Annotated in this window: 21 protein-coding genes and 3 tRNA genes; 17 read left to right on the forward strand and 7 right to left on the reverse strand. The window is 61.7% G+C overall.

Going from position 1 to position 23975, the window contains the following annotated elements; genetic code table 11:
* Positions 1-11: 11 nt before the first annotated feature.
* The 3 genes from GTP23_RS07260 (at position 12) to GTP23_RS07270 (ending at position 3718) form a co-directional block, all read left to right on the forward strand.
* On the forward strand, positions 12-455 hold the full coding sequence (locus tag GTP23_RS07260; RefSeq protein WP_229255950.1) for a type 2 periplasmic-binding domain-containing protein: 444 nt from the start codon (positions 12-14) through the stop codon (positions 453-455).
* Positions 452-3103, forward strand: coding sequence for a bifunctional diguanylate cyclase/phosphodiesterase (locus GTP23_RS07265; RefSeq protein WP_229255951.1), 2652 nt, complete (start codon positions 452-454; stop codon positions 3101-3103). Before GTP23_RS07260 ends, GTP23_RS07265 begins: the two co-directional genes overlap by 4 nt.
* Positions 3104-3205: 102 nt before the next feature.
* Positions 3206-3718: a hypothetical protein gene (locus GTP23_RS07270; protein WP_161034460.1), complete on the forward strand. Its 513-nt coding sequence runs from the start codon at positions 3206-3208 to the stop codon at positions 3716-3718.
* Positions 3719-3737: 19 nt separating this feature from the next.
* On the opposite strand, the gene GTP23_RS07275 is transcribed toward GTP23_RS07270, so the two are convergent.
* Positions 3738-4577, reverse strand: a complete 840-nt coding sequence (locus GTP23_RS07275) for an HDOD domain-containing protein (RefSeq protein WP_161034461.1) — start codon at positions 4575-4577, stop codon at positions 3738-3740.
* A gap of 180 nt (positions 4578-4757) precedes the next feature.
* The gene (locus GTP23_RS07280; RefSeq protein ID WP_161034462.1) at positions 4758-6041 is read right to left on the reverse strand and encodes a D-amino acid dehydrogenase; all 1284 of its coding nucleotides are present in this window, start codon (positions 6039-6041) and stop codon (positions 4758-4760) included.
* A gap of 101 nt (positions 6042-6142) precedes the next feature.
* Between GTP23_RS07280 and GTP23_RS07285 the strand changes: the two genes are divergently transcribed.
* Both GTP23_RS07285 and GTP23_RS07290 read left to right on the forward strand, forming a co-directional pair.
* Positions 6143-6655 carry an Lrp/AsnC ligand binding domain-containing protein gene (locus tag GTP23_RS07285; RefSeq protein ID WP_161034463.1) on the forward strand — a complete coding sequence of 171 codons (513 nt, stop codon included), beginning with the start codon at positions 6143-6145 and terminating at the stop codon, positions 6653-6655.
* A 125-nt stretch (positions 6656-6780) separates the two neighbouring features.
* Positions 6781-7533, forward strand: coding sequence for a transporter (locus tag GTP23_RS07290; RefSeq protein ID WP_229255952.1), 753 nt, complete (start codon positions 6781-6783; stop codon positions 7531-7533).
* Positions 7534-7538: 5 nt separating this feature from the next.
* Here GTP23_RS07290 and GTP23_RS07295 read toward each other — a convergent pair whose 3' ends face one another.
* Entirely contained in the window at positions 7539-8258 is a 720-nt protein-coding gene (locus GTP23_RS07295) for a sensor histidine kinase (protein ID WP_161034464.1), read from the reverse strand.
* A gap of 179 nt (positions 8259-8437) precedes the next feature.
* Between GTP23_RS07295 and GTP23_RS22565 the strand changes: the two genes are divergently transcribed.
* Positions 8438-8890 carry a hypothetical protein gene (locus GTP23_RS22565; protein WP_229255953.1) on the forward strand — a complete coding sequence of 151 codons (453 nt, stop codon included), beginning with the start codon at positions 8438-8440 and terminating at the stop codon, positions 8888-8890.
* Here GTP23_RS22565 and GTP23_RS07305 read toward each other — a convergent pair.
* The gene (locus GTP23_RS07305; protein WP_161034465.1) at positions 8887-9858 is read right to left on the reverse strand and encodes a diguanylate cyclase; all 972 of its coding nucleotides are present in this window, start codon (positions 9856-9858) and stop codon (positions 8887-8889) included. The genes GTP23_RS22565 and GTP23_RS07305 overlap by 4 nt on opposite strands.
* A 190-nt stretch (positions 9859-10048) precedes the next feature.
* Positions 10049-11161, reverse strand: coding sequence for a PAS domain-containing sensor histidine kinase (locus tag GTP23_RS07310; protein WP_161034466.1), 1113 nt, complete (start codon positions 11159-11161; stop codon positions 10049-10051).
* Between the two features lie 176 nt (positions 11162-11337).
* On the opposite strand from GTP23_RS07310, the gene GTP23_RS22720 reads away from it, so the two are divergent.
* The 6 genes from GTP23_RS22720 to GTP23_RS07340 all read left to right on the forward strand — a co-directional run bounded on the left by GTP23_RS22720 (position 11338) and on the right by GTP23_RS07340 (position 14652).
* Positions 11338-11697, forward strand: a complete 360-nt coding sequence (locus GTP23_RS22720) for a hypothetical protein (protein WP_229255954.1) — start codon at positions 11338-11340, stop codon at positions 11695-11697.
* A gap of 213 nt (positions 11698-11910) precedes the next feature.
* Positions 11911-11987: transfer RNA gene (locus tag GTP23_RS07320), tRNA-Arg, on the forward strand.
* Positions 11988-12120: 133 nt separating this feature from the next.
* Positions 12121-12197, forward strand: a tRNA-Arg gene (locus GTP23_RS07325).
* 146 nt (positions 12198-12343) lie between these two features.
* Positions 12344-12420 (forward strand) — tRNA-Arg (locus GTP23_RS07330).
* Positions 12421-12782: 362 nt separating this feature from the next.
* Entirely contained in the window at positions 12783-13340 is a 558-nt protein-coding gene (locus tag GTP23_RS07335) for a PEP-CTERM sorting domain-containing protein (protein WP_161034467.1), read from the forward strand.
* Between the two features lie 166 nt (positions 13341-13506).
* Entirely contained in the window at positions 13507-14652 is a 1146-nt protein-coding gene (locus GTP23_RS07340) for an alpha-hydroxy acid oxidase (RefSeq protein WP_161034468.1), read from the forward strand.
* A 14-nt stretch (positions 14653-14666) separates the two neighbouring features.
* On the opposite strand, the gene GTP23_RS07345 is transcribed toward GTP23_RS07340, so the two are convergent.
* Together GTP23_RS07345 and GTP23_RS07350 are read right to left on the reverse strand one after the other, a co-directional pair.
* Positions 14667-15638: a D-2-hydroxyacid dehydrogenase gene (locus GTP23_RS07345; protein ID WP_161034469.1), complete on the reverse strand. Its 972-nt coding sequence runs from the start codon at positions 15636-15638 to the stop codon at positions 14667-14669.
* A gap of 32 nt (positions 15639-15670) precedes the next feature.
* Complete coding sequence (locus GTP23_RS07350; protein WP_161034470.1) at positions 15671-16627, reverse strand: LysR family transcriptional regulator; 957 nt, start codon at positions 16625-16627, stop codon at positions 15671-15673.
* A 125-nt stretch (positions 16628-16752) separates the two neighbouring features.
* Here GTP23_RS07350 and GTP23_RS07355 point away from each other — a divergent pair, with 125 nt between their 5' ends.
* From GTP23_RS07355 to GTP23_RS07375, 5 genes are all read left to right on the forward strand, one after another.
* On the forward strand, positions 16753-16959 hold the full coding sequence (locus GTP23_RS07355) for a hypothetical protein (RefSeq protein WP_161034471.1): 207 nt from the start codon (positions 16753-16755) through the stop codon (positions 16957-16959).
* The gene (locus GTP23_RS07360) at positions 16959-17819 is read left to right on the forward strand and encodes an alpha/beta hydrolase (protein WP_229255955.1); all 861 of its coding nucleotides are present in this window, start codon (positions 16959-16961) and stop codon (positions 17817-17819) included. Before GTP23_RS07355 ends, GTP23_RS07360 begins: the two co-directional genes overlap by 1 nt.
* 143 nt (positions 17820-17962) lie before the next feature.
* Positions 17963-19276, forward strand: a complete 1314-nt coding sequence (locus GTP23_RS07365; RefSeq protein ID WP_161034472.1) for an efflux RND transporter periplasmic adaptor subunit — start codon at positions 17963-17965, stop codon at positions 19274-19276.
* 6 nt (positions 19277-19282) lie between these two features.
* Positions 19283-22465, forward strand: a complete 3183-nt coding sequence (locus GTP23_RS07370; RefSeq protein WP_161034473.1) for an efflux RND transporter permease subunit — start codon at positions 19283-19285, stop codon at positions 22463-22465.
* A 1-nt stretch (position 22466) separates the two neighbouring features.
* The gene (locus GTP23_RS07375; protein WP_161034474.1) at positions 22467-23951 is read left to right on the forward strand and encodes an efflux transporter outer membrane subunit; all 1485 of its coding nucleotides are present in this window, start codon (positions 22467-22469) and stop codon (positions 23949-23951) included.
* The last annotated feature ends 24 nt before the right edge of the window (positions 23952-23975 follow it).

Here is a 23975-nt window from a genome sequence, read left to right on the forward strand (position 1 = left end):
TGGGGGCGCACATGTCACGCTACTGGCAACAAAGCTGCGCCTTTGGTCTGAGCCTGCTGATCCTGCTGACCGATGTCGCCAGCGCAGCGGCCGCCGAACTGGTGGTCATCGTATCGGCCCGCAGCCCCGTGGTGGCGCTCAGCACCGAGCAGGTGGCTGATATCTTCCTGGCCCGCACGGCGCGCCTGCCCGGCGGCGAAGAAGTGCAGGCGCTCGATCTGCCGCTGGGCCATGCCCTGCGCGACGAGTTTTATGCGCGCGTGGCCGGCAAATCGCCCGCGCTGATGAAAGCCTACTGGACCCGCATGGTCTTTACGGGACGGGGCCAGCCGCCGCGCGAACTGAGTTCGATGGCGGCCATCCGCAAGCTGGTGGCCGAGAATCCTGCCATGATCGCCTACCTCGAGCGCAGCGCGCTCGATGCCAGCGTTAAAGCCGTGCTGGTGCTGCGATGATGCGTAAATCGATTTTCGCGCGCCGGCGCCCGCTGCTGCGCCGTGGTCTGGATAGCTATCTGGTGCTGCCCCTGTTCGCCGGCCTGCTGCTGCTGGCGATCTGGCTGGTGACTGTGCGCGAAATTAATAACGAGCGGGCCCACGCGCAGGAAGCCGTGAGCGATTCGCTGCGCGAACTGATGGGCACTTACGAAGCCCAGGTGTCGCGCAGTCTGGACGGTATAGACCAGACCCTGCGCGTAGTGAAGTATGCAGTCGAGCGCAAGGGCGCGCTGGGTGCGTTCGCCGAACTGGAACGGGTGGGCCTGCTGCCGCCGGGCGTGGTATTCAATGTCAGCATTGTCGACCGCCAGGGACAGGTGGTCGCCAGCCGGCCGCGCCGCAGCAGCATGTCGGTGGCTGAGCAGCCGTACTTCAAGGTGCATCAGGAGCGCGACAGCGGCGCCACCTTTGTCAGCCCGGTGTCGCGCGATGTGGCCAATAATGACTGGCATGTGCACTTCACGCGCCGGCTCGACGATGCGCTGGGCAATTTCGCCGGCATCGTCATTGTGGAAACGGATCCTGCCTATTTCACCAGCAGCTATGAGCGCAGCCGTCTGGGCGAGCTGGGCATGCTGGCGCTGGTGGGCTCGGATGGCGTCGTGCGGGCCTTGCGCACGGGTGACAAGCTGAGTTTCGGCCAGCGCCTGCATGCCCGGCAGTTCGGCCTGCTGGACGGCGTGGCGCGCTACAGCGATATGCGCGAACTGCATGGCGTGGCACTGAATGTGGTAGTGGGACTGGCGCAGCAGGAAGCCATGAGTGCCTTCGAGCGTCAGCGCAAGGAAAAGCTGTGGCAGGCCGGCGTCGCCAGTGCCGTGCTGGTGCTGGGCAGCACCCTGTTGTGTCTGTGGGCCTGGCAGGGCGCGCGCCACCGCACCCACGTGCGGCGCGCGCAGGAAACCTATGCGGCGGCGACGGCCGCCAGCATGGATGCCTTCTTTGTGCTGCGTGCCGTGCGTGATAGCGCCGGCGCGATCAGCGACTTCGCCTTTTTCGATACCAATTCGCGTGCCGAGAAGATGATAGGCCACAGCAAGGAAGAACTGCGCGGCATGACCTTGTGCGGCCTGTCGCCGCAGGCGCGCAGCAGCGCCATGTTTGCCGGCATGGTGCGGGTGATGCAGCTGGGCGGCGTGCACGAACAGGAATGGGAAAACAATCTGCCCCAGCTCAAGGCGCGCTGGCTGCACCAGCAGATGGTGGCCGTGGAGGGCGGTGTAGTGGCCATCGTGCGCGACATCACCGAACGCAAGCTGGCTGAAGAGCGCATGCGGCATCTGGCCCACCACGATACGCTGACCGGCCTGCCCAACCGCAGCCGCATCAACGCGCGGCTGGATCAGGCTATCGCCCAGGCCCATCGCCACAACAGTGCGCTGCTGGTGGCGTTTATCGATCTCGACGGCTTCAAGCTGGTCAACGACAGTCTGGGCCACAATGCCGGCGACGAGTTGCTCAAGGTGGTGGCCGAGCGTATGGGCGACTGCCTGCGCGCGGGCGATGTGGTCGGGCGCTTCGGCGGCGACGAATTCGTGCTGCTGCTGAACGAGAGCCATGGGGTGGAAGCGGCGCCCGTGCTCGAGCGCGTGCGCGAAGCCGTGCTGGAGTCGATACTGCTGTGCGATCAGGAAGTGCAGGTCAGCTGCAGTATCGGCGTGGCCGTGTATCCCGACGATGGCGCCGACGCCGAGACTTTGCTGATGCATGCCGATACGGCCATGTACCGTGCCAAGGACCTGGGCAAGAACAACTGCCAGTTCTATACGCGCGAAATGAATGCCACTATCGAACGCAAGCTGCACATGCTGGAAGGCTTGCGTAATGCCGTCGATGAAGGCCAGTTCCAGCTGGTCTACCAGCCCAAGGTGGATCTGCGGACGGGCCATGTGTTCGGCGTGGAAGCGCTGGTGCGCTGGCTGCATCCGGAATACGGCCTGCTGGGGCCGGACCGTTTCATTCCGCTGGCCGAAGAAAGCGGCATCATCTTCGCGCTGGGCGAATGGGTGCTGCAGACGGCCTGCCGGCAGAACCAGCTGTGGCAGGAGGCAGGGCTGTCGCCGCTGCGCATTTCCGTCAACGTTTCGCCGCGCCAGTTCGAAGAACAGCGGCTGGTGCAGCGCGTGGCACAGGCGCTGGAAGAGAGCGGACTGGCGCCCGAGTGGCTGGAGCTGGAAGTGACGGAAGGCGTGATCATGCGCGACCTGCAGCAGGCCGTAGCCAAGATGGGCGAGCTGCGTGCCATGGGCATTTCGCTCTCGATCGACGATTTTGGTACCGGCTATTCCAGCCTGTCGGCCCTCAAGTCCTTCCCCATCAGTACGCTGAAAATCGATAAATCGTTTGTGCGCGATCTGGGCAGCAATGCCGGCGACGAAGCCATCGCCAGTTCCATCATCGGTCTGGCGCACCAGCTGCGCCTGCGCGTGATTGCGGAAGGGGTGGAGACGGAAGAGCAGCGCGCCTTCCTGCGCCACAATGGCTGCGATGAGATGCAGGGCTATCTGTTCAGCCGTCCGCTGGCGCCCGAGCAGCTGCGCCAGCTGCTGCTGCGCCAGTCGCCGCCTGACGTGGCCCGGCGCCAGTTGGCCGCCGCAGCAGCCTGACGCACTGCCGTGGCCAGCGCACGCCGGGCCGCTACGCGCCTGATCTCCCGCGCGGCGCGCCAGCCATGTATCATGGCAGCCTTGCCCTGATCGTGAGCGAAGATGAGATATTGGTTGGCCAGTGAGCGTGGTGCGCACTTTGTTCTGTTGCTCGGCGTCGGCATGGTGCTGCTGTTCGCCGTGCTGGAATGGCGTTTCCCCGGCGAGCAGCAGCTGCAGACGGCCAGCGGACGGCTGGCGTGGGAACGCAGCACCATCGATAGCTATTACTTCGGCCTGCAGGGCGAGGAGCGCATGTTCGTGTTGTACCGCAAGGGCGATCCCGAACAGAAGCTGCAGGCTGCCCTGCATGATGCCGTGGCCTATCCGGCCCGGGTCAGCTACGATCCGCAGCAGCGCGGCGGTGCCATGCTGCTATCGGGCCAGTTCTATCCTGTGTATGGGGTCAGCATAGGCGGCAAGCCGGTGCTGGCGCTGGATACGGTGCGCGGCTACTACCGCCACGACAATCTGGTGGCGCTGGGACTGGGGCTGCTGTTCCTGCTGGCAGGCGGCTGGCGCAGCTACCAGTGCGCCACGGCCATCAAACGCTATCCGCTCGACCAGCTCGACTAATCAAGCTGCGCTACTGTGCTCAGACCAGCAGCGCAGCGTTCATTTCGATGGCGTGGATCTTGGCTTCGGCCAGCATGGACTCGAGCTTTTCGTTATCGATGAACAGTTCAATCGCCGATTCCGAATGGGGTGGCAGATCGCGCTCGGGTTCCTGCAGCGGCGATTTCACGGGCGTCAGCAGATTGGCCAGCAGCAGGGTATCGAACAGGGTTTCCGGCGGAATCGACAGGAAGCCGTCGCGCAGGCTTTCGATGGCTTCCGAAACGGGCTCGGGGATGCACAGCTTGCGCAGCACTTCGCGCGTGATGATCTCTTCGCTGGCGGAATGCCAGTTTTCCGGGTCTTCTTCCAGCAAGCCGGGGAATTCTTCGGCGCGCGACAGCAGATAGAAGCCGCTGACTTCGTGCACGATGGAGGCAAACAAGGCCGTATCGGGATTGACCCCCGTAACGCGGCGCGCGATGATGCGCGCCAGTGCAGCCACGGCGATGGTGTGGTCCCACAGCTTCTCGGCCTTGGCACGCAGATCGGGATCGGTAATCTTGCTGCCGAAGGAACGCACCACCATGGCGGCGGCCAGCGCGAACAGATTCTGGTAGCCGATGCGCATGATGGCGCCGCGCACATTGGTGATCACGGGGGCGCCGGCGCGGTTGAACATGGCGGAATTGGAGATCGCCACCGTGCGTGCAGCCAGCTGCGGCTCGGCCAGAACCAGGCTGATGGCTTTATCGATCGGGCATTCGGGATCATCCAGTGCCAGCTGGACGCGCAGTGCCGCGTTGACGCTGGTCGGAAAGACCAGTTCGCCACGGATGGCCATTGCTGCGATATGACCGTAGGCTTCGAGTTTGTTCATGGTCAAAATTATACGCATGCGGCACGTCATACTCAACGCCGGCGTAAGAATAGTGCATTACATAACGACAATATTGCGTTTTAAGCGATCTGAACTGGACAAAATACAACGGCGCCACCAGGGCGCCGTATAAAAACACTGTGGCGCCGGACCTTGCAGGCCGTGGCGCCCAGCCATGGATCAGGCGTTGACCAGTTGTGGCCGGCCGCCGCCGTGCTGTTGCTGATAGCGTGCCACCGACAGATCGTCGGCCTTGATGGCCGGGCGGCGCGAGGAAATCAGATCGGCCAGCAACTGGGCCGAGCCGCAGGACATGGTCCAGCCCAGCGTGCCGTGGCCCGTGTTGATGAACAGGTTGCGCACACCGGTACGGCCGACCACGGGCGTGCCGTCCGGCGTCATGGGGCGCAGCCCGGTCCAGAAGCTGGCTTCGGCGGTGTCGCCGGCGCCGGGGAACAGGTCGTTGACCACCATTTCCAGCGTTTCGCGGCGGCGCGGGTTGAGGCGCAGGTCGAAACCGGCGATCTCCGCCATGCCGCCCACGCGGATGCGGTCGTCGAAGCGGGTCACGGCGATCTTGTAGGTCTCGTCCAGAATGGTCGAGACGGGAGCGGCCGCCGCATTCACGATAGGCACGGTGATCGAATAGCCTTTCAGCGGGTAGACCGGGATCTTCACCAGATCCTTGAGGAAGCTGGTGGAATAGGCGCCCAGCGCCACCACATAGCTATCGGCCGTGACCACTTCGGCACCGCACTGCACGCCGCGGATTTCATCGCCGGCCGTAATCAGGCGGCTGATGTCGACGTTGTAGCGGAACTTCACGCCCAGTTCTTCGGCCATGGCCGTCAGACGGGTGGTGAACAGCTGGCAATCGCCCGTTTCATCATTTGGCAGGCGCAGGCCGCCCACCAGCTTGTTCTGGTCCAGGCCCGGTTCGGCCGCCACCAGCTGCTCGCGCGTCAGCAGTTCGTAGGGCACGCCGGTTTCTTCCAGTACGCGGATATCCTTGGCCGCATCGTCGAGCTGCTTCTGGGTGCGGAACAGCTGGGTGGTGCCTTGCTGGCGGCCTTCGTATTCGATGCCGGTGCTGGCGCGCAGGGCTTTGAAGCAGTCGCGGCTGTATTCAGCCAGACGCACCATGCGTTCCTTGTTCACGCCATAGCGTTCGGCATTGCAGTTCTGCAGCATCTGCCACATCCATTGCAGCTGGAACAGGGTGCCGTCCGGGCTGATGGACAGGGGAGCGTGACGCTGCAACATCCATTTCATGGCTTTCAGGGGAATGCCGGGTGCGGCCCACGGCGAAGCGTAGCCGGGCGAGATCTGGCCGGCATTGGCGAAACTGGTTTCCAGTGCCGGACCCGGTTGACGGTCGAGCACGGTGACTTCGTGGCCGGCGCGGGCCAGATAGTAAGCACTGGTGACGCCGATAACTCCGCTACCCAAGATAACAACGTGCATTGCAGTCTCCCTATTATTTGTTCATGCCAGATATTCCGCTATGGTATTCTCTGTTCACTAGCATTTGTTACTGTATAACTTGCACAATTCAGTGGATTTTCATGAGAATTCAAAAAGAATCGGTACGTACGCTTGACAAGCTTGACAGGAAAATACTGCGCATCCTGCAGGATGACGGGCGGATTTCCATGAAGGACCTGAGCGAGCAGGTGGGCCTGTCCATCACCCCGGCCATAGAGCGGGTCAAGCGCATGGAGCGCGATGGCGTGATTACCGGCTACCACGCGCGCATCCACCCGCCGGCGCTGGGCGCCAAGCTGCTGGTGTTCGTGGAAATCACGCTGAACCAGAAGTCCGGCCCCGCTTTCGAGCAGTTCCGGCGCGAAGTGCTGCGCATACCGGAAGTGCTGGAATGCCATCTGGTGTCGGGCGATTTCGATTATCTGATCAAGGCGCGCATCCACGAAATGGCGGAATACCGCAAGCTGCTGGGCGATATGCTGCTTAGCCTGCCGGGTGCGGCGCAGTCCAAAAGCTATGTGGTGATGGAAGAGATCAAGGAAACCCTGAGCCTGCCTACCGAGCTCAGTAGCGGTCAGACGGGCGCACGCTAGCGTGGCACTGTGGAGCGGACAACACGCGAGACTAGGCGCAGGCGCATGAAACTGCTAGGCTGGTAGCCGTCGGTCCATGCGTGGCGGGCCCTCGGAACTGGGCAGCAAACCTCCGGATGAAAACCATGAAAGCTCTGATACTGTTGGCAGGCAGTTTGCTGGCGCTGAACGCGCACGGCGATGAATATGCGCCCGTGACGCCTTACCGGCCTTCCGTTTCCAGTCCGGCGCAACTGCCGGCCGCCGGACAGCTGGAACTGGAACTGGGCGGGCTGGCCAGCAAGAGCGATGAGGGCCGGCGTGCCAGCCTGCCTTACACACTGAAGCTGGCGCTCGACAGCGCATGGGGGCTGGTGCTCGGTGGCGAAGGGCTGGTCTCGGCGCCGACGGCGGATGGGCGTCAGCGTGGCATGGGCGATACCCAGCTGGTGCTCAAGCGGGCTTACGTGCTGAGCGACGAATCGGCGCTGGGCTGGGAGCTGGGCACCAAACTGCCGACCGCGCGCAGTGTCATCGGTAGCGGCAAGGCGGATTACAGCGTGAACGGCATCGTCAGCCAGGACCTGGGTGCGGTGCACATGGATGCCAATCTGAACCTGACACGTCTGGGCGCCATAGAGCCGGGCAGCGGGCGCACCCAGATGGGCGTATCGGCCGCATTCGCCATGGCGCTCGATGAACGCTGGGGCATCAGCGGGGAATGGTCGGGCAACCAGCGTCGCGGGAGCGAGCGCAGCGCCCAGCTGCTGCTGGCACTAAGTTTTAGTCCCAGCAAGTTGCTGACGCTGGATTTCGGCATGAGCCATGGGCTGACGGCGGCTACGCCCAGCTGGTCCGTGTTCAGCGGTGCCGTGCTGCCACTGGCACGCCTGTGGTGATCTCGCTAGCTGCTGGCGGGCTTGGGTAGTACCACCGTCAGCAGTGTGCCGCCATCGGGGTGGTTGCTCAGGCTGAGCGTGCCGCCCAGATAGGCGGCCCTTTCGCGTACAGTGCGCAAGCCGAATTTCCCGCTGCTCAGATCATTGCCCGCTACCAGTCCTACGCCGTTATCCTTCAGTCGCAGCGTAATGTTGTGCGCCGTTTCATCGACCTGCACGTCGATGGCACTGGCGTGAGCATGCAGGGCGACGTTGCGCAAGCCTTCTTCCAGTGCATGCAATAGCACCACGCCATGGCTGCGCGGGCACTGGAGTTCGTGCTCGGGCTGGCTGCAGCGTACGTTGATGTGGTGCTGGAGGCCAAACTGTTCGGCGGCTTCGCACAGGGCGACGCGCACACCAAGAAATTCCAGCCTGTCGTTCCACAGCCGCATCTGCATCTGGCGGTTGGTTTCCACCACTTGCTGTAGCAGCTGCTTCATCTGGGCCGCACGGTCCTGCAGGGCCGGATCGGGCGGCAGCTTCTGCGCGAGCAAGCCTAAATGCATGGTGAGTGCTGTCAGGCTGGAACCCAGGCTGTCGTGTAGCTGGCGCGACAGCGAGCGGCGTTCGTTATCCCAGCAGTTATGCAGATGACCCAGCAGGTCGCTTAGCTCGACGTTGCGCAAGGCCGCAGGGTGTGGGGCCGGTGCTGGTGGCGACGCTGGTGCAGGGTGGGCGGACATGGCGGACTCGCAGGCAGGATCAGGTTGCGCCGATGATACCCGAGAGCGGCCAAATGTGGCGCACGATGATGATGTGTCGTGTGCACGCATCACCGGGCTGGCAGCGTGGGCTGGCGCACAGACTAGACAGGGCTGGCGGAACAGAATGGCATCTTGCGCCCGGCGCAGGAGGAGCAAGCATGAATATCGACACTATCGTAGACCAGGAGTACGCAGGCCTGAGCTTCCGTGCACTGGCGGCAGCACCGGTCAGCGCGCTGCGCGGCCTGAGCCCGCGCGACGCCCGTGCGCTGGCGCAGGCCTTCAATGTGCACAGCGTGCGTGATCTGGCCGAGCTGGCGCTGGTGAAATGGGCGGTAGCCATCGTCACGCTGGCCGATCAGGAATTACCGGAGCCGGTGGCACTGGCGCAGGAGCATTTGCTCGATGACGGGCTGGAGATGACTTTTCCTGCCAGCGATCCGATCTCCGTCGATGCCGGTGCGACCCGCATCGAAGTGGCGCCGGATATGGTGGATGCCCAAGGCGATCACCAGCATGCGGAAAAGGTCGCGCAAAGCACGGAAACGGGCAGGCAGGTGGCTGCCGCCACCACGTCCCGGCGGGACACGCGGGCGCAGCGCCGGCATTAGGCCGGCGACACGGCTTCCGGCTGGCCTTCGATCGCGCGCAGGGCTTGCGCCGTGCAGCAGCAGTTCTTGCCGCTGCGCTTGGCTGCATACAGCGCTCCATCGGCGGCAGCTATCAGGGGATTGACTTCGGTGGCGTCGTCCGGGAACAGGGCAACGCCTATGCTGGTCGAGAGCGTGAGCTCCAGTCCATCGACCAGATAGGGGCGGGCCACCGCTTCGATCAGTTTGGCGGCGGGCTCGCAGGTATCATCGAGCTGGTTCAGGCTGCCCATGACGATGACGAATTCATCGCCCCCCACGCGCGCCACAGTGTCTTCCTTGCGCGAGCAGCCGGTCAGGCGCTGGGCTACCTGTTTTAGCACGGCATCACCAGCCGCGTGGCCGTGGGTGTCATTGATGGCCTTGAAGCCATCGAGGTCCAGATACATGACAGCGGCCTTGTTCTGCTGGCGCGTGGCGTGTTGCAGCACATGGCCGATGCGGTCTTCCAGCAGGCGCCGGTTGGGCAGGCCGGTGAGGGGATCATGCAGGGCCAGCGCCTGCTGCTGGCGGCTGTACTGGGCCAGCTCGCGGTAGAGCAGGCGCACTTCCAGCATATTGTGGATGCGCTTGTAGACCTCCATCAGATCAAACGGTTTGCTGATGAAGTCGCGCGCGCCGGCTTCCAGTGCAGCAATCTTGAAGCTGGGCTGGGCGGTCAGCGCCAGTACGGGCAGATAGCCGCCCTGTTCGATCTCCTTCAGCCCCTGCATTACCTGAAAGCCGTTAAAGCCCGGCATCTGCAAGTCCAGCAGTATCAGATCATAGCTATGCTGGCGGTGCATCGCGCAGACCTGTTCAGCCTGCGAGGTGGCGCTGACGTCGCGATAGCCGCCGTCGTGCAGGATTTCGCACATCAGTTCTAGATTGTCAGCGTTGTCATCCACTACCAGTATACGGGCGTTGAGGATATCTTCTCGGCTTGGCATAGGGATCCCGGTCGATAAGTTCTGCAGGCGCTTAGGCCATTTCTAATGGATTCATGTTAGCGCACGATGATTTTGCGCGTCGCACACATGCAAGATATTTCCATGTGGAAATTTATTGTACATGTTTCTTGGTGGATTTGGTAGTTTATTCAAAGAAATTAATCTGATTTGTCTAAGCTTGTTTTTTTGTTCAGGCGGGGGCTTGAAGCTGGGCTGGCAGGCGCAGGGTGAAGCGGGCGCCCTGGCCCAGCCCGGCGCTTTCGGCACTGAGCATGCCGTGATGGAGCTCGGCCAGCTGGCGCGCAATGGCCAGCCCCAGTCCCAGTCCGCCGTAGCCGCGCGAGAGGCCGGGATCGGCCTGATGGAAGGGTTCGAAGATGTGGGGCAGGGCGCTGGGGACTATGCCTATGCCCTGGTCGTCGATGCGGATGCAGACGGTGCTGTCTTCACGCGCTGCATGCAGGCGTACACGCGAGCCCGGGGTGCTGAATTTGATGGCATTGTGCAGCAGCTTGCCCAGCAATTGCTGCAGGCGCTCGCTGTCGCCCAGCACCATGAGGTTGGCCTCGGCGCTGGCCAGTTCCAGTTCGATGGCGGCGGCACTGGCCAGCGTCTGCAGCTGTGCCATGGCGGCCGCCAGCAGGGGCAGCACGGCCGTGCTGCGCAACTGTAATTGCAGACGGCCGCCGGACAGGCTGCTCATGTCGAGCAGATCTTCGATGAGCTGCGCCTGCAGACGGGCGTTGCGTTCTATGGTTTGCAGTCCGCGCTGCAGATCGGCCGCATCGCGGCCGCCGCGCCGCAGCACCTGAGCCCAGCCCAGAATGGCCGTGAGCGGGGTGCGCAGCTCGTGCGAGAGGGTGGATAGCAGCTGGTCCTTGATGCGGGCGTAGCCGGCCGCCTCGGCTCGTATGCGGCGCAACTGGTCCACATCGGTGCAGGTGCCCAGCCAGCGCAGTATCCGGCCGTTGCCCAGCACGACGGGCTGGGCGCGGGCCAGAAACCAGCGGAACTCGCCGGCGGCACTGCGGATGGGGACTTCCATTTCGTAGGGCAGGCCGCTCAGACGGGCCTGATCCCAGCGCGCCGTCAGCGCAGCCAGCGCTTCCGGTGCGCACACCTGGCGCCAGCTCTCGGCATGGTTGCGCGTTGGGTGGGCGCCCGTGTAACGGTACCAGGGCTGGTTATGCCAGATGGTGGTGCCATCGTGCTCGGTGATCCATGCGGGTTGGGGCATGGAGTCAAGCAAAGCACGCAGCGCTTGCTGGTCGGGCTCGTCGGCAGTACAGGTGGCGGGTTTCATCGGAAGTGCTACGGGCGTGGCGAGGCACGCGTGATGTTCGTCAGTGCTGCCATTCTAGTCCGGGCGGACGCCGCAGCCGCGCACGATACGGCTATGGAATATCGGTGCAAAAAAAAAGCCCGCTACGGGAGCGGGCTAAATCTATTTCCTTGGAGGAGAATAGAGGAGACAGGTGAATGATGCTGCAACGCGCAATTGTTGGCAAATTTTATGTTGTGATGAGAGAAATCACTAGCATGAATGAAGCTCTGCAGTACACTATGGCGCAGCGGCCGGGCACTGTTGAACTGGCGCGGAAAGGGGATGACATGGTGACCGTGGTGCGGCACAGAAAAGTGAATATAGTGGTGCTGGAAGGCGGGGAACAGCTGGCCGAGCATTGCAAGCCCGGCGATATCGCCATCCTCAGTGATGAGGATGGCTGGTGGATAAAATTCGTCGGCGAGGGCGGAGCGGTCGATTGCTATGGCGAGCCGTTTGCGTCCTATAACGAAGCACTGTGGTCATCCAAGGCTGCGGCGGAATTCGGGGTCTGATTCAGATGAGCCGATACGTGGCACTGGACAAGAGCCTAGACGCTCCCTATAATGCTGCTTCTTTCGCACGGCATGCCATGCAAAGTAAGTAGTAAATAAGGCAGTGAGTGGGTTTGCAAATGGTTCATTCGGTGTTTCGTGCGTCGAACGAATAAAATGATAGAAATATCGAACTTTGCAAAACGAAATTAATGCTTTATAATGCACTACAACGCGGCTGTAGCTCAGCTGGATAGAGTACTTGGCTACGAACCAAGGGGTCGTGGGTTCGATTCCTGCCAGCCGCACCAATTCGTAAGTGAGAGGGCCTGTAACGCAAGTTACGGGCCCTTTTACTATAAGTGTAAGCCTCCGATTCGGATAACAAAATTTCTTGACGGAATGCTTCGCTAAACGAGAAAACGCTGTTATAATCTTGTTTTCGCGGCTGTAGCTCAGCTGGATAGAGTACTTGGCTACGAACCAAGGGGTCGTGGGTTCGATTCCTGCCAGCCGCACCAAAATTCGTAAGTAGAAGGGCCTGAAGAGTGATCTTCGGGCCCTTTTGCTATAAGTGTAAGACCTGTGTTTTGATAGCGAAGAGACTTCGAAATTACTACACAGAACACTTCGTAAAGATAGGAAAAGCTGCTATAATCCTGTTTTCGCGGCTGTAGCTCAGCTGGATAGAGTACTTGGCTACGAACCAAGGGGTCGTGGGTTCGATTCCTGCCAGCCGCACCAGAATTTGTTGTAAAGAAGGGCCCGGAAGCATCGCTTCCGGGCCCTTTTTCTTTGCGCTTGCTTCGCCTGCCCCGAGCCTTCATGTTCTGCCGCGCCTTTATTGCATATTGAAAAATGCGACTTCGCTAGTGCCTGCCACGGCAGTTCCGCCAGTGACTGTCATGTGCGGAGTTTTTGCGTCGTGCGAACGCCACGCGTACACCTGAATTGTGATGCAATTTTTATAATTTTAGACTACCCTAGCGGACAGTGCTTAGCACGTCTGATTCACTTGCTCGGTTGCAGCCATTCGGCGCCCGGTGGCGTAAGATCGACGAGCGTGTCGTAGGCAAAGTATGTGGCGCTTTTCACAAGGAGACGGTATGAAATTGCTTACTTCCTGTTGGTACCAAGTTGTACTTGCGCTCGCACTATTTGTTTCAAATAGCGCACAGGCTACCACCATCGTTCTAGACTCGACCAATAGCAATAACGCGGTAGTACTCAATCTGGCGGTAGGTTCCTATAATTTTACGTATGTTAGTGGGGCCTGGAACCGTTGGTCTGCTGTGGATGGCTGCGATGCCAATGGTGAGCACTGCACTCATGGCTGGGTGAATACTATTCGGGTCGAATCGCCCCAGTATTCGGGGTGGTTTGGTGATGGAATGGTGTACGCAACCGCTGCGCAAGCAGAGGCTTCGGGAAAAGCCAATTTTACGTTCCCGTTTGATTACACGACGGCAGGCCCAGTAACGCTTTCCCTTTATGATGGCTATTATGCCGACAATACCGGGTCCATCACGATTTCCATCACCGCAGTACCCGAGCCGGAAACTTATGTCATGCTGCTTGCCGGCCTGGCCATCGTTGGTGCGATGGTCGTCCGTGGTAGATCTGCCGGGAATGGGAGCGGCGCTTCCTTCTGCGCTTACGTTTGATGCACTGTAGCGGGAGCGTACATGGCTAGGGCCTGAAGGCATGCTTCGGGCCCCTTGCTGTTTTTCCGTGCAGACGGCGCCATTTCAAGCGCTAATTCAAATTTCTTATTGGCATTTGCGCCGAAATCCCCGATGATCGTACGATCACCGTCGCGGAGAATAAGCCATGGCCCTCATCACCAATATCGAGGATTTGCGTCAGCTGGCGCAGCGGCGCGTACCGCGCATGTTTTACGATTATGCCGATGCCGGTTCGTGGACCGAATCGACCTATCGGGCCAACGAAGCGGATTTTCAGAGCATCAAATTCCGCCAGCGCGTGGCGGTGAATCTGGAAAACCGCAGCCTGCGTTCCAGCATGGTAGGGCAGAGCGTGGCCATGCCGGTGGCACTGGCGCCGACTGGCCTGACGGGCATGCAGCATGCGGACGGCGAGATACTGGCGGCGCAGGCGGCCGAGAAGTTCGGCGTGCCATTCACGCTGTCCACCATGAGCATCTGCTCGATCGAAGATGTGGCGGCCCATACCAGCCAGCCGTTCTGGTTCCAGCTCTACGTGATGAAGGACCGGGATTTCATCAACCGCCTGATCGACCGCGCCAAAGCGGCGCGCTGCTCGGCGCTGGTGCTGACGCTGGACTTGCAGGTACTGGGCCAGCGCCACAAGGATTTGCGCAACGGCCTGTCGGCGCCGCCGCGCCTGACGCTGGCGAACATGCTGAATCTGGCTACCAAGCCGCGCTGGGTGCTGGGCATGCTGCAGACGCCGCGTCGCAGCTTCGGCAATATCGTCGGCCATGCGACGTCAGTGTCGGATATGTCGTCGCTGTCGTCATGGACCAGCCAGCAGTTCGATCTGAGCCTGTCGTGGCGGGATGTGGCGTGGATTAAGCAGCGCTGGGGCGGCAAGCTGATTATCAAGGGCATCATGGATGCCGAAGATGCGCGCCTGGCGGTAGCTTCGGGCGCCGATGCCATCATCGTCTCCAACCACGGCGGCCGCCAGCTCGATGGCGCGCCATCCTCGATCGCGGCGCTGCCCGCTATCGTCGATGCAGTAGGCAGCGAGATCGAAGTGCATATGGATGGCGGCATCCGTTCGGGGCAGGACGTGCTACGCGCGCTGGCGCTGGGCGCCAAGGGCGTGTATATCGGTCGGCCCTTCCTGTACGGCCTGGGCGCCATGGGCCGCGAGGGCGTGAGCAAGTGTCTGGAGATTATCTGCAACGAACTCGATCTGAGCATGGCCTTCTGCGGCCTGCGCGATGTCGCGCAGGTGGATAAAAACATTCTGCTGCCCGGTTCTTATTAAACGCCGGCGCTAGCTCAGGCCACCACGTTGCGTGGTGTGCCTGCCACCCACGCTTCGACGTTGTCGATCAGTTGATCCACCAGCACCTGCATGGCTTGCGTGCTGGCCCATGCCGAGTGGGGCGTGAGGAGGAAATTGGGCAGGCGCAGATTGAGCAGCACATTGTCGGCCGGTGGCGGCTCCTGTACCAGTACATCGAAACCGGCACCGGCAATCACGCCGGTACGCAGCGCATCGGCCAGCGCCGATTCATCGACCAGCCCACCGCGCGCCGTGTTAATCAGCAGCGCATTGCGCTTCATGCGTATCAGCTGGCTGGCGCCTATCAGTTCACGGGTTTGCGGCGTCAGCGGCAGGTGCAGGCTGATAATGTCCGAGCTTTCCAGCACTTCGTCGAAGCTGGCTTCGCGCACGCCGTCGGCCGCGGCATCGGCCAGCGGCGAGCGGGTATGGACGATGACTTCCATGCCGAAGGCACGCGCAATCTGCGCTACGGATTTACCCAGCGCGCCATAGCCGAGCAGGCCCAGTCGGCTGCCGGCCAGATCGCTGATGGGATGGCCGAACAGGCAGAAGCGCTCCGACTTCTGCCACAGGCCTGCTTCGATGTCGGCACGGTAGGCCACGATCTGGCGGCGCAGCGCGAGGATCAGGGCAAAGGTATGTTCGGGCAGGGTGTGCACGGCGTAGTTACGGATGTTCGAGACCACGATGCCGCGTTCGCGGCAGGCTGCCAGATCGATGATGTCGGTGCCGGTCGCGGCGACGGCAATCATTTTCAGATCGGGCAACTGGTCCAGATCGGCCGCGCGCAGCGGCACCTTGTTGGTGATGGCGATGCTGGCGCCGGCTTCGCGCAGACGCGCCACGGCCTCGCCGGCACGGGTGGCCGGATACTCGGCCCAGCGGTGCTCGAAAGCCGGGCGGCGGATCGTCGCGATGACGCTATCTCGGTCGAGAAAAACGATGCTGTGGGGTGCGCTCATAGGGTGACTTATCGGGTAATTTATCGGGTAACTTATAGGGCTAGTTCGGCAGTAAGCGGACGTGCGGCCTGTGCAAGCTTCGGCAGGCGCATACCCGGATGGTTGGAAAACAGTTCAGCCACCCATTCGACGAATACCCGCACCTTGGCGGACAGGTGGCGGTTCTGAGGATACACCACATGGATGGGCAGCGGGTCGGACTGCCAGTCGGCCAGTATCTGTTCCAGAGTGCCTGCCCTGAGCATGGGTTCCAGCATAAACTGCGGCATCTGCACGATGCCCAGACCGGCGATGCCGGCCGCCGTGTAGGCATTGCTGTCGTTCAGGGCGATCAGGCCCGGCAGCGGCAGTTGCACCCGTTCGTTACCGCGTGCGAAATCCCAGTCGAAGATTTTGCCCGTGCGCGAAGAGAAGTAGTTTACGCAGCGGTGGCGTTTGAGTTCTTCCGGATGGCCGGGGCGGCCAAAGCTGTCGAGATAGGATGGCGCGGCACAGGTGATGAATTCGAGGATGCCGACGCGGCGTGCAATCAGGCTGGAATCGGCCAGCGCACCGCCGCGCACGGCGCAATCCACGCCTTCTTCGATCAGGTCCACGGTGCGGTCGCTGCAGCCCAGTTCCAGCTGGATGTCGGGATAGCGCTGGAAGAATTCGGGCAGGGCAGGGATCAGTACCAGGCTGGCCAGCCCTGTGGGGGCATCCACGCGCAGCCGGCCGCTGGGGCTGAGGCGGGTGCGCGACAGCGATTCTTCCGCCTCGCGCACGTCGGACAGGATGCGCAGGCAGCGCTCGTAATAGGCCGCACCGTCAGCCGTCACACTGACTTGTCTGGTGGTCCGATGCAATAATTTGACGGACAAAGCCGTCTCCAGAGACTGGATCAGGGTGGAAACCGTGGCCTTGGGCAGTTGCAGGTGTTCGGCCGCACGGGTGAAACCGCCGGCGTCTACCACCTGTACAAACACTTCCATGGCTTGCAATTTATTCATCGATCCACCTTATTGTTCGGGATTCTGAACAATCAATTCAACTTAACCGTATTTATTGGATTGTAAATCATGTTTAACATGTGCGTACTGTCCAAGGAAAACCAGCTTCAGGAAAGGAGATGCACATGAAATATCGGGATGGAATTTTTGCTACGTTCGCACTGGCGCTGACGTCGCTGGCTTTGACCGGCGTAGTCTATACCGATGCCTATTCGCAGGCGGCCAAGGCCGAAGCGACCGGCGTGCGTGCTCTGACCGAAGTGGCGGCCGGCACCACGCTGGCCTCGGCCGAACCGGCCATGCTGGCCCTGGCTCCGGCGCAGGTGCAGTAATGGGCATGGAAGCACAGGCGGAATTTTCGCCCCACCTGAAGATGCGCAATCTGCAGGTGGGCGGTGCGGAAGGCTTGCTGGCGGCGCGGCTGTATGCCGTCGGCGAGGCTGCCGGCAAGCGCGATACGCTGATCGTGTTCTTCCACAGTGGCGGTTTTGTCGGTGGCGACCTCGATGAGGGCGACACTTTCCTGCGCCATCTGGCCAACCAGAATGCCGGCACGATGGTGCTGGCCAGTACCTACACGCTGGCAGGCGTGAAGCCTTTCCCTGCTGCGGTGGAAGATGCCCACGCCGTGCTGCAGTGGGTGAAGAAGAGTAAAGCCAAATTAGGCTGGAGTGGCAAGCGCCTGATCGTGGCCGGCATAGAAGCCGGCGCCAATCTGGCAGCAGTGTGCGCGCTGATGTCGCGCGACCGGGGCGGCCCGGCACTGGCTGGCCAGATTCTGATCATGCCCATGCTGGACCCGGGCCTGTCGACCTGCTCGATGCGCGACATGCAGCACGGGCAGGAGTTGCTGGAAGTGGCTGATGCCTGCGCCGCGGCCTACCGCGGCTATCTGCCGAATGCGGCGGACCGCATCCATCCGTATGCGTCGCCGCTGCAATCGAGCCGTCTGAAAAACCTGCCGCCGGCGCTGATCCTGTCCACCGAGGACGATCCGCTGCGTGACGAGGCAGAACAGTATGGCGCCAAGTTAGTCAGTTGCGGTGTGAAGACCACGGTCACCCGCATGCAACCAGCCCCGCTGCACGAAAGCGGGGCGCGTAACGAATGTGCGTGCCAACGTCACGCACTGGGAGAAATCGCCAGCTTCATCGCTGGTCTGGAACGGGCTGATTTACCAGCGGCCGACTAGAACTCCCGTCTCTCTTGTAGTTGTAAGCAAAACGTCCCCACTGGCTTGCCGGCGGGGCGCTAGTACCGTGTTTTCTCACGATTTTGCTGAGTCGCCCGGTGCCGCCATTTCTATTAAATTTTTTCATGTAAAAAGGAATAAAAATGAAAAACATTAAATTATTGACCGCCCAGGCCCGGCCGCTGGCCGCCGCCATGGCGCTGGCGGGACTGGCCGCAATGAGCGCGTTTGCCCTGACTGGCTGCGATACAGCCACCGGCAAAACGGCCGAAGCACCGGCCGCCGGTGGTCCGCCCGTGTCGGCTGCCGTGGTCGTGGAGAAAACTGTCACCGAGACCCAGCAGTTCTCGGGACGTCTGGAAGCCATCGAACAGGTGCAGATCCGTCCACGCGTGGGCGGCTTCATCACTGCCATCAACTTCAAGCCCGGCAGTCAGGTGAAGAAGGGCGATGTGCTGTTCGTGATCGATCCCCGTCCGTTCCAGGCGGAAGCCAACCGCGCCGAAGCGGCTGCTGGTTCGGCCCGCGCCAAAGCGGATCTGGCCCGTCTGGAACTGAACCGCGCGGAAAAGCTGCTGGCCGATAAAGCCATTGCCCAGCGCGAATACGATGAACGCGCTTCCAGCCTGAAGCAGCTCGATGCGGATGCCCGTGCGGCCCAGGCCCAGTTCGAAGCGGCCCGTCTGAACCTCAGTTATACCCAGGTGCAGTCGCCCATCAATGGCCGTGTTTCGAAAGCCGAAATCACGCTCGGCAATCTGGTCGATGCTTCGGCCGTGCTGACTTCCGTGGTGTCGCTGGACCGCATCTACGCCTCGTTTGACGGCGACGAAGAAACCTATCTGCGCGTAGGCGCTGCGGCCCATCAGGGCAAGCCGGCTACGGTGCGCATAGGCTTGGCCAACGAGGAAGGCTATCCGCACGAAGGCAAGCTGGAATTCGTCGATAACCAGCTCGATGTGCGCAGCGGTTCCGTGCGTATGCGCGCTACGCTGAACAATGCCGACGGTGCGCTGGTGCCCGGCCTGTTCGCCCGCGTGCAGCTGGCTGGTTCGGAGAATACCAAGCCTGCGCTGCTGATCAACGAACGGGCCGTCAACACGGACCAGAACCGCAAGTTCGTGTTCGTGGTGGATAAGGACAACAAGGCTGAATACCGTCCGGTGCAACTGGGCCAGAGCGTGGATGGTCTGCGCGTGGTGCGCGATGGTCTGAAGCCGGGCGAGAAAATCGTCGTCAACGGCCTGCAGCGCGTACGCCCCGGCGCACCGATCACGCCTAACGTGGTGGCCATGGATGTCGATCCGCTGGCCGCCAACGCCCAGCCGCCAGCCGGCAAGGAAGTCGCTAAAGATGCCGGCAAAGATGCCGGCAAGGACGCTGCTGCCAAGGCCGACAAGCATGCTGCCAAGGATGAAAAAGTTGCCATCGCCAAGACTGGCACTCGCAAGGAATAAGAACTCATGAACATATCCCGATTTTTTGTCGATAAGCCGATCTTCGCGGCCGTGCTATCGATCGTCATTTTTGTCGCCGGCCTGATATCGATCTTCAAGCTGCCGATCTCGGAATATCCGGACGTGGTGCCGCCTTCGGTGGTGGTGCGCGCCCAGTATCCGGGGGCGAATCCGAAGATCATTGCCGAAACCGTGGCTGCGCCGCTGGAAGAGCAGATCAACGGCGTCGAAAACATGCTCTACATGTCCTCGCAAAACACGTCCGATGGCGCGCTGGCGCTGACCGTCACCTTCAAGATCGGCACCAACGTCGAGCAGGCCGAGACGCAGGTGCAGAATCGCGTGCAGCGTGCTTTGCCGCGTCTGCCGGAAGAGGTGCGCCAGATCGGTGTGACCACCGTGAAGTCTTCGCCCAACCTGACCATGGTGGTCCACCTGAATTCGCCCAACGGCCGTTACGACGATCTGTATCTGCGTAACTACGCGGTGCTGAACATCAAGGACCAGCTGGCCCGCCTGCCCGGCATGGGCGAGGTACAGATGTTCGGCTCGGGCGACTACGCCATGCGCGTCTGGCTCGATCCGCAGAAAGTGGCCCAGCGCGGCCTGACAGCGGGCGATGTGGTGAATGCCATCCGCGAGCAGAACGTGCAGGTGGCGGCCGGTGTGATCGGTCAGGGCCCCAGCAAGGATGCGGACTTCCAGCTGACGGTGAATACGCAAGGCCGTCTGCAGTCGGAAGAAGAATTCGGCAACATCATCCTGAAGACCAATAACGACGGTGCGGTGACGCTGCTGAAGGATGTGGCACGTCTGGAGATGGGTTCGAATTCCTACGCACTGCGCTCGCTGCTGAACAATAACTCGGCGGTGGCGATTCCTATCTTTGAAGCGCCGAATGCCAATGCGCTGCAACTGTCGGCGGATGTACGTGCCACTATGGCCCGTCTGTCGAAAGATTTTCCGGAAGGCGTCGAATACAGCATTGTGTACGACCCGACCCAATTCGTGCGTGAATCGATCCGTTCCGTGATCCATACGCTGGTGGAAGCCATCATCCTGGTTGCGCTGGTGGTGATTGTATTCCTGCAGACCTGGCGCGCTTCGGTGATTCCGCTGCTGGCCGTACCTGTCTCCGTGGTCGGCACCTTCGCCGTGATGCTGGGCTTCGGCTTCTCGATCAATACGCTGTCGCTGTTCGGTCTCGTGCTGGCCATCGGTATCGTGGTCGATGACGCCATCGTGGTGGTGGAGAACGTCGAGCGCAACATCGCCAACGGCCTGTCGCCGCATGACGCGACGATACAGGCGATGAAAGAGGTGAGTGGTCCGATTATCGCGATTGCGCTGGTACTGTGCGCCGTGTTCGTGCCGATTGCCTTCGTGTCCGGCCTGTCGGGCCAGTTCTACAAGCAGTTCGCGTTGACCATCGCGATTTCCACCGTGATTTCGGCATTCAGCTCGCTGACGCTGGCACCGGCCCTGTCGGCCGTGCTGTTGCGCCCGCACGATGCACCGAAAGACCGTCTGACCCGCATCATGGACCGTATCTTTGGCCGCTTCTTCGGCTGGTTCAACCGCTTCTTCAACCGTGCTTCGCATGGTTACGAGACGGGCGTGACCGGTGTGCTCAAGCGCAAAGGCGGTTCGCTGGTGGTGTATGCCGTGCTGGCGGCAGCCGCAGGCTTCATGTTCAAGCTGGTGCCGCCGGGCTTTGTGCCGGCACAGGACAAGCAGTACCTGATCGGCTTTGCCCAGCTGCCCGATGCTGCTTCGCTGGACCGCACCACCGCCGTGATCCGCAAGATGTCGGACATCGCCAAGGATATTCCCGGTGTGGCCGATTCGGTAGCTTTCCCCGGTCTGTCGATCAACGGCTTTACCAATGCGCCTAACGCGGGCATCGTGTTCACGCCGCTGAAACCGTTCGAGGAACGTACCAAGCCTAGCGAGTCGGCCCAAGCGATTGCCGCTGAAATCAACAAGCGCATGGGCGTGATCGAAGGCGCGTTCGTGATGGTGCTGTCGCCGCCACCGGTGAATGGTCTGGGCACCACGGGCGGCTTCAAGGTGATGATAGAAGACCGCGATAACCTCGGCTACGACGCACTGTACAAGGCAATTCAGGCGGTGCAGATGAAAGCCTGGCAGAACCCGAAACTGGCTGGCGTGTTCTCCAGCTACCAGATCAACGTGCCGCAACTGTTTGCCGACGTGGACCGCGCCAAGGCCAAACAGCTGGGCGTACCGCTGCAGACCATTTATCAGACCCTGCAGATCAATCTGGGTTCGCTGTATGTGAACGACTTCAACCAGTTTGGCCGTACCTATCAGGTGCGGGTGCAGGCGGACCAGCAGTTCCGTTCGCACGCTGAAGACATCGCCCAGCTCAAAGTCCGTAATGACAAGGGCGAGATGATTCCGCTGTCGTCGCTGGTGCGCGTCAAGGATAGCTATGGTCCGGATCGGGTGCAGCGCTACAACGCCTACGTGGCGGCCGAGATCAACGGCGGTGCGGCACCGGGCGTATCGTCGGGCGAAGCACAGGCCGAGATGACCAAAATCCTCAATGAAGTGCTGCCGAAAGGGATCAGCTACGAATGGACCGAGCTGGTATATCAGGACATCCTGTCCGGTAACACCATGATCTATGTGTTCCCGCTGTGCGTGCTGCTGGTGTTCCTCGTGCTGGCCGCCCAGTACGAAAGCTGGACGCTGCCGCTGGCCGTGATCCTGATCGTGCCGATGTCGATTCTGTGCGCACTGCTGGGCGTGAAGCTGACCCATGGTGACAACAATGTGTTCACCCAGATCGCATTGTTCGTACTGGTGGGGCTGGCCTCGAAGAACGCAATTCTGATCGTGGAGTTTGCCCGCGAACTGGAACATCACGGCCGCAGCATCGTGCAGGCCGCACTGGAAGCCTGCCGCCTGCGTCTGCGTCCGATTCTGATGACGTCGATCGCCTTCATCATGGGTGTGCTGCCGCTGGTGTTCTCGCACGGTGCCGGTTCGGAAATGCGCCATGCCATGGGTGTGGCCGTATTCGGCGGCATGCTGGGCGTGACCTTCTTCGGCCTGTTCCTGACGCCGGTGTTCTACGTCCTGCTGCGTACGCTGGCCGTACGTCTGGAGAAAAAGCCTGCTGCCTTGCCGGCAGCAGCAGAAAAACTGGAAGGGAGCCATTAAGATGAATACTATGCAGATGATCGCCCGTGGCGTGGCGCCTGTCATGGCAGCGCTGCTGATGACGGCCTGCGCGGCGCCAGCCTTCAAGCAGCCGGCCATGGAAGTGCCGGCCGCCTACAAGGAAACCCAGGGCGTACGCACGGCCGCTGATGGCAGCACCTGGCAGCCGGCGCAGGCGGCAGAAGCCCGGCCGCGTGGCGACTGGTGGCTGGCCTTCAATGATACGGCGCTGAACCAGCTGATCAACGAGGCTACCCGTGCCAATGCCAATCTGGCCGTGGCGGCAGCGCGCGTCAAACAGGCACGCGCCATCGCCGGTGTGGCAGAAGCTGACCGCATTCCGCAGGTGGGCGTGAGCGCCTCGGGCCAGCGTCAGCGCGCTTCCGATCTGTCGCTGGGGCTGCCCGCCGGCACGCCGGTGGCACCTACCAAGGCCTTCAATGCCAGCCTGACGGCCAGCTATGAAGTCGATCTGTTCGGCCGCGTTTCCAGTAATGTGAGCGCAGCGCGCAGCGATGCTGCTTCGATCGAAGCGACCTACCAGTCGGTGCTGCTGGCCGTGCAGGCCGATGTGGCGCAGACCTATTTCCGTCTGCGTGCCACGGATGCCGAACTGGAAACTCTGCAGCGCACGGTGCAGACGCGCGAAGAAAACGTCAAGGTCAACCAGCGCCGCTTCGATCTCGGTGATATTGGCGAGTTCGATCTGTCGCGCGCCAGGACGGAGCTGGCCAGTGCCCGCGCCGAAGCCATAGGCCTGCAGCGTCAGCGCGCTACCACCGAGCATGCGCTGGCTGTCCTGCTGGGCAAGCCGGCCGCCAGCTACACGGCTGGCAATAGCCCGCTGCTCGATAGTGCGCTGCTGCCGGAAGTGCCGGCGGGTATGCCATCGACGCTGCTGGAACGCCGGCCCGATATCGCGGCGGCCCAGCGCAGCATGGAAGCGGCCAATGCCCGCATCGGCGTGGCCCGTTCGGCCATGTTCCCGGCCCTGAACCTGAATGCTGCGGCGGCCGGTGCATCTGGCAGTACGGTGGCGGAAGTGTTCAAGTGGAGCAGCCGTTCGTGGGTACTGGGCGCCATGATGTCCATGCCGCTGATCGATGGCGGACGTAATTCGGCCAATATCCGCCGTGCAGAAGCGGCACTGGAGGAGTCGGTGGGCAGCTACCGCCAGAGCGTGCTGCAGGCGTTTGCCGAAGTGGAGGACAACCTCGCCGGCCTGCGTATCCTGCAGGCGCAAGCCGTACAACTCGACGAGGCGCTGGTGTCGGCACGCCGTTCGGCCGATCTGGCGCAGAAGCTGTATGCGGCAGGACGCTCGAGCTATCTGGATCTGCTGGACGCGCAGCGCAATCTGGCGGCAGTGGAGCGCAGTGCCGTGCAGTTGCGCGGCAACCGCGCCATTACCACGGTAGCGCTGATCCGTGCGCTGGGCGGCGGCTGGAATGCCGCGGTGACTAGTCCGCAATTAGCGCAGCAGTAGTCCGGCACCGCAGTAGTGGCAGGG

The sequence above is a fragment of the Duganella fentianensis genome (assembly GCF_009857835.1).
GTDB lineage: Bacteria > Pseudomonadota > Gammaproteobacteria > Burkholderiales > Burkholderiaceae_D > Rugamonas > Rugamonas fentianensis.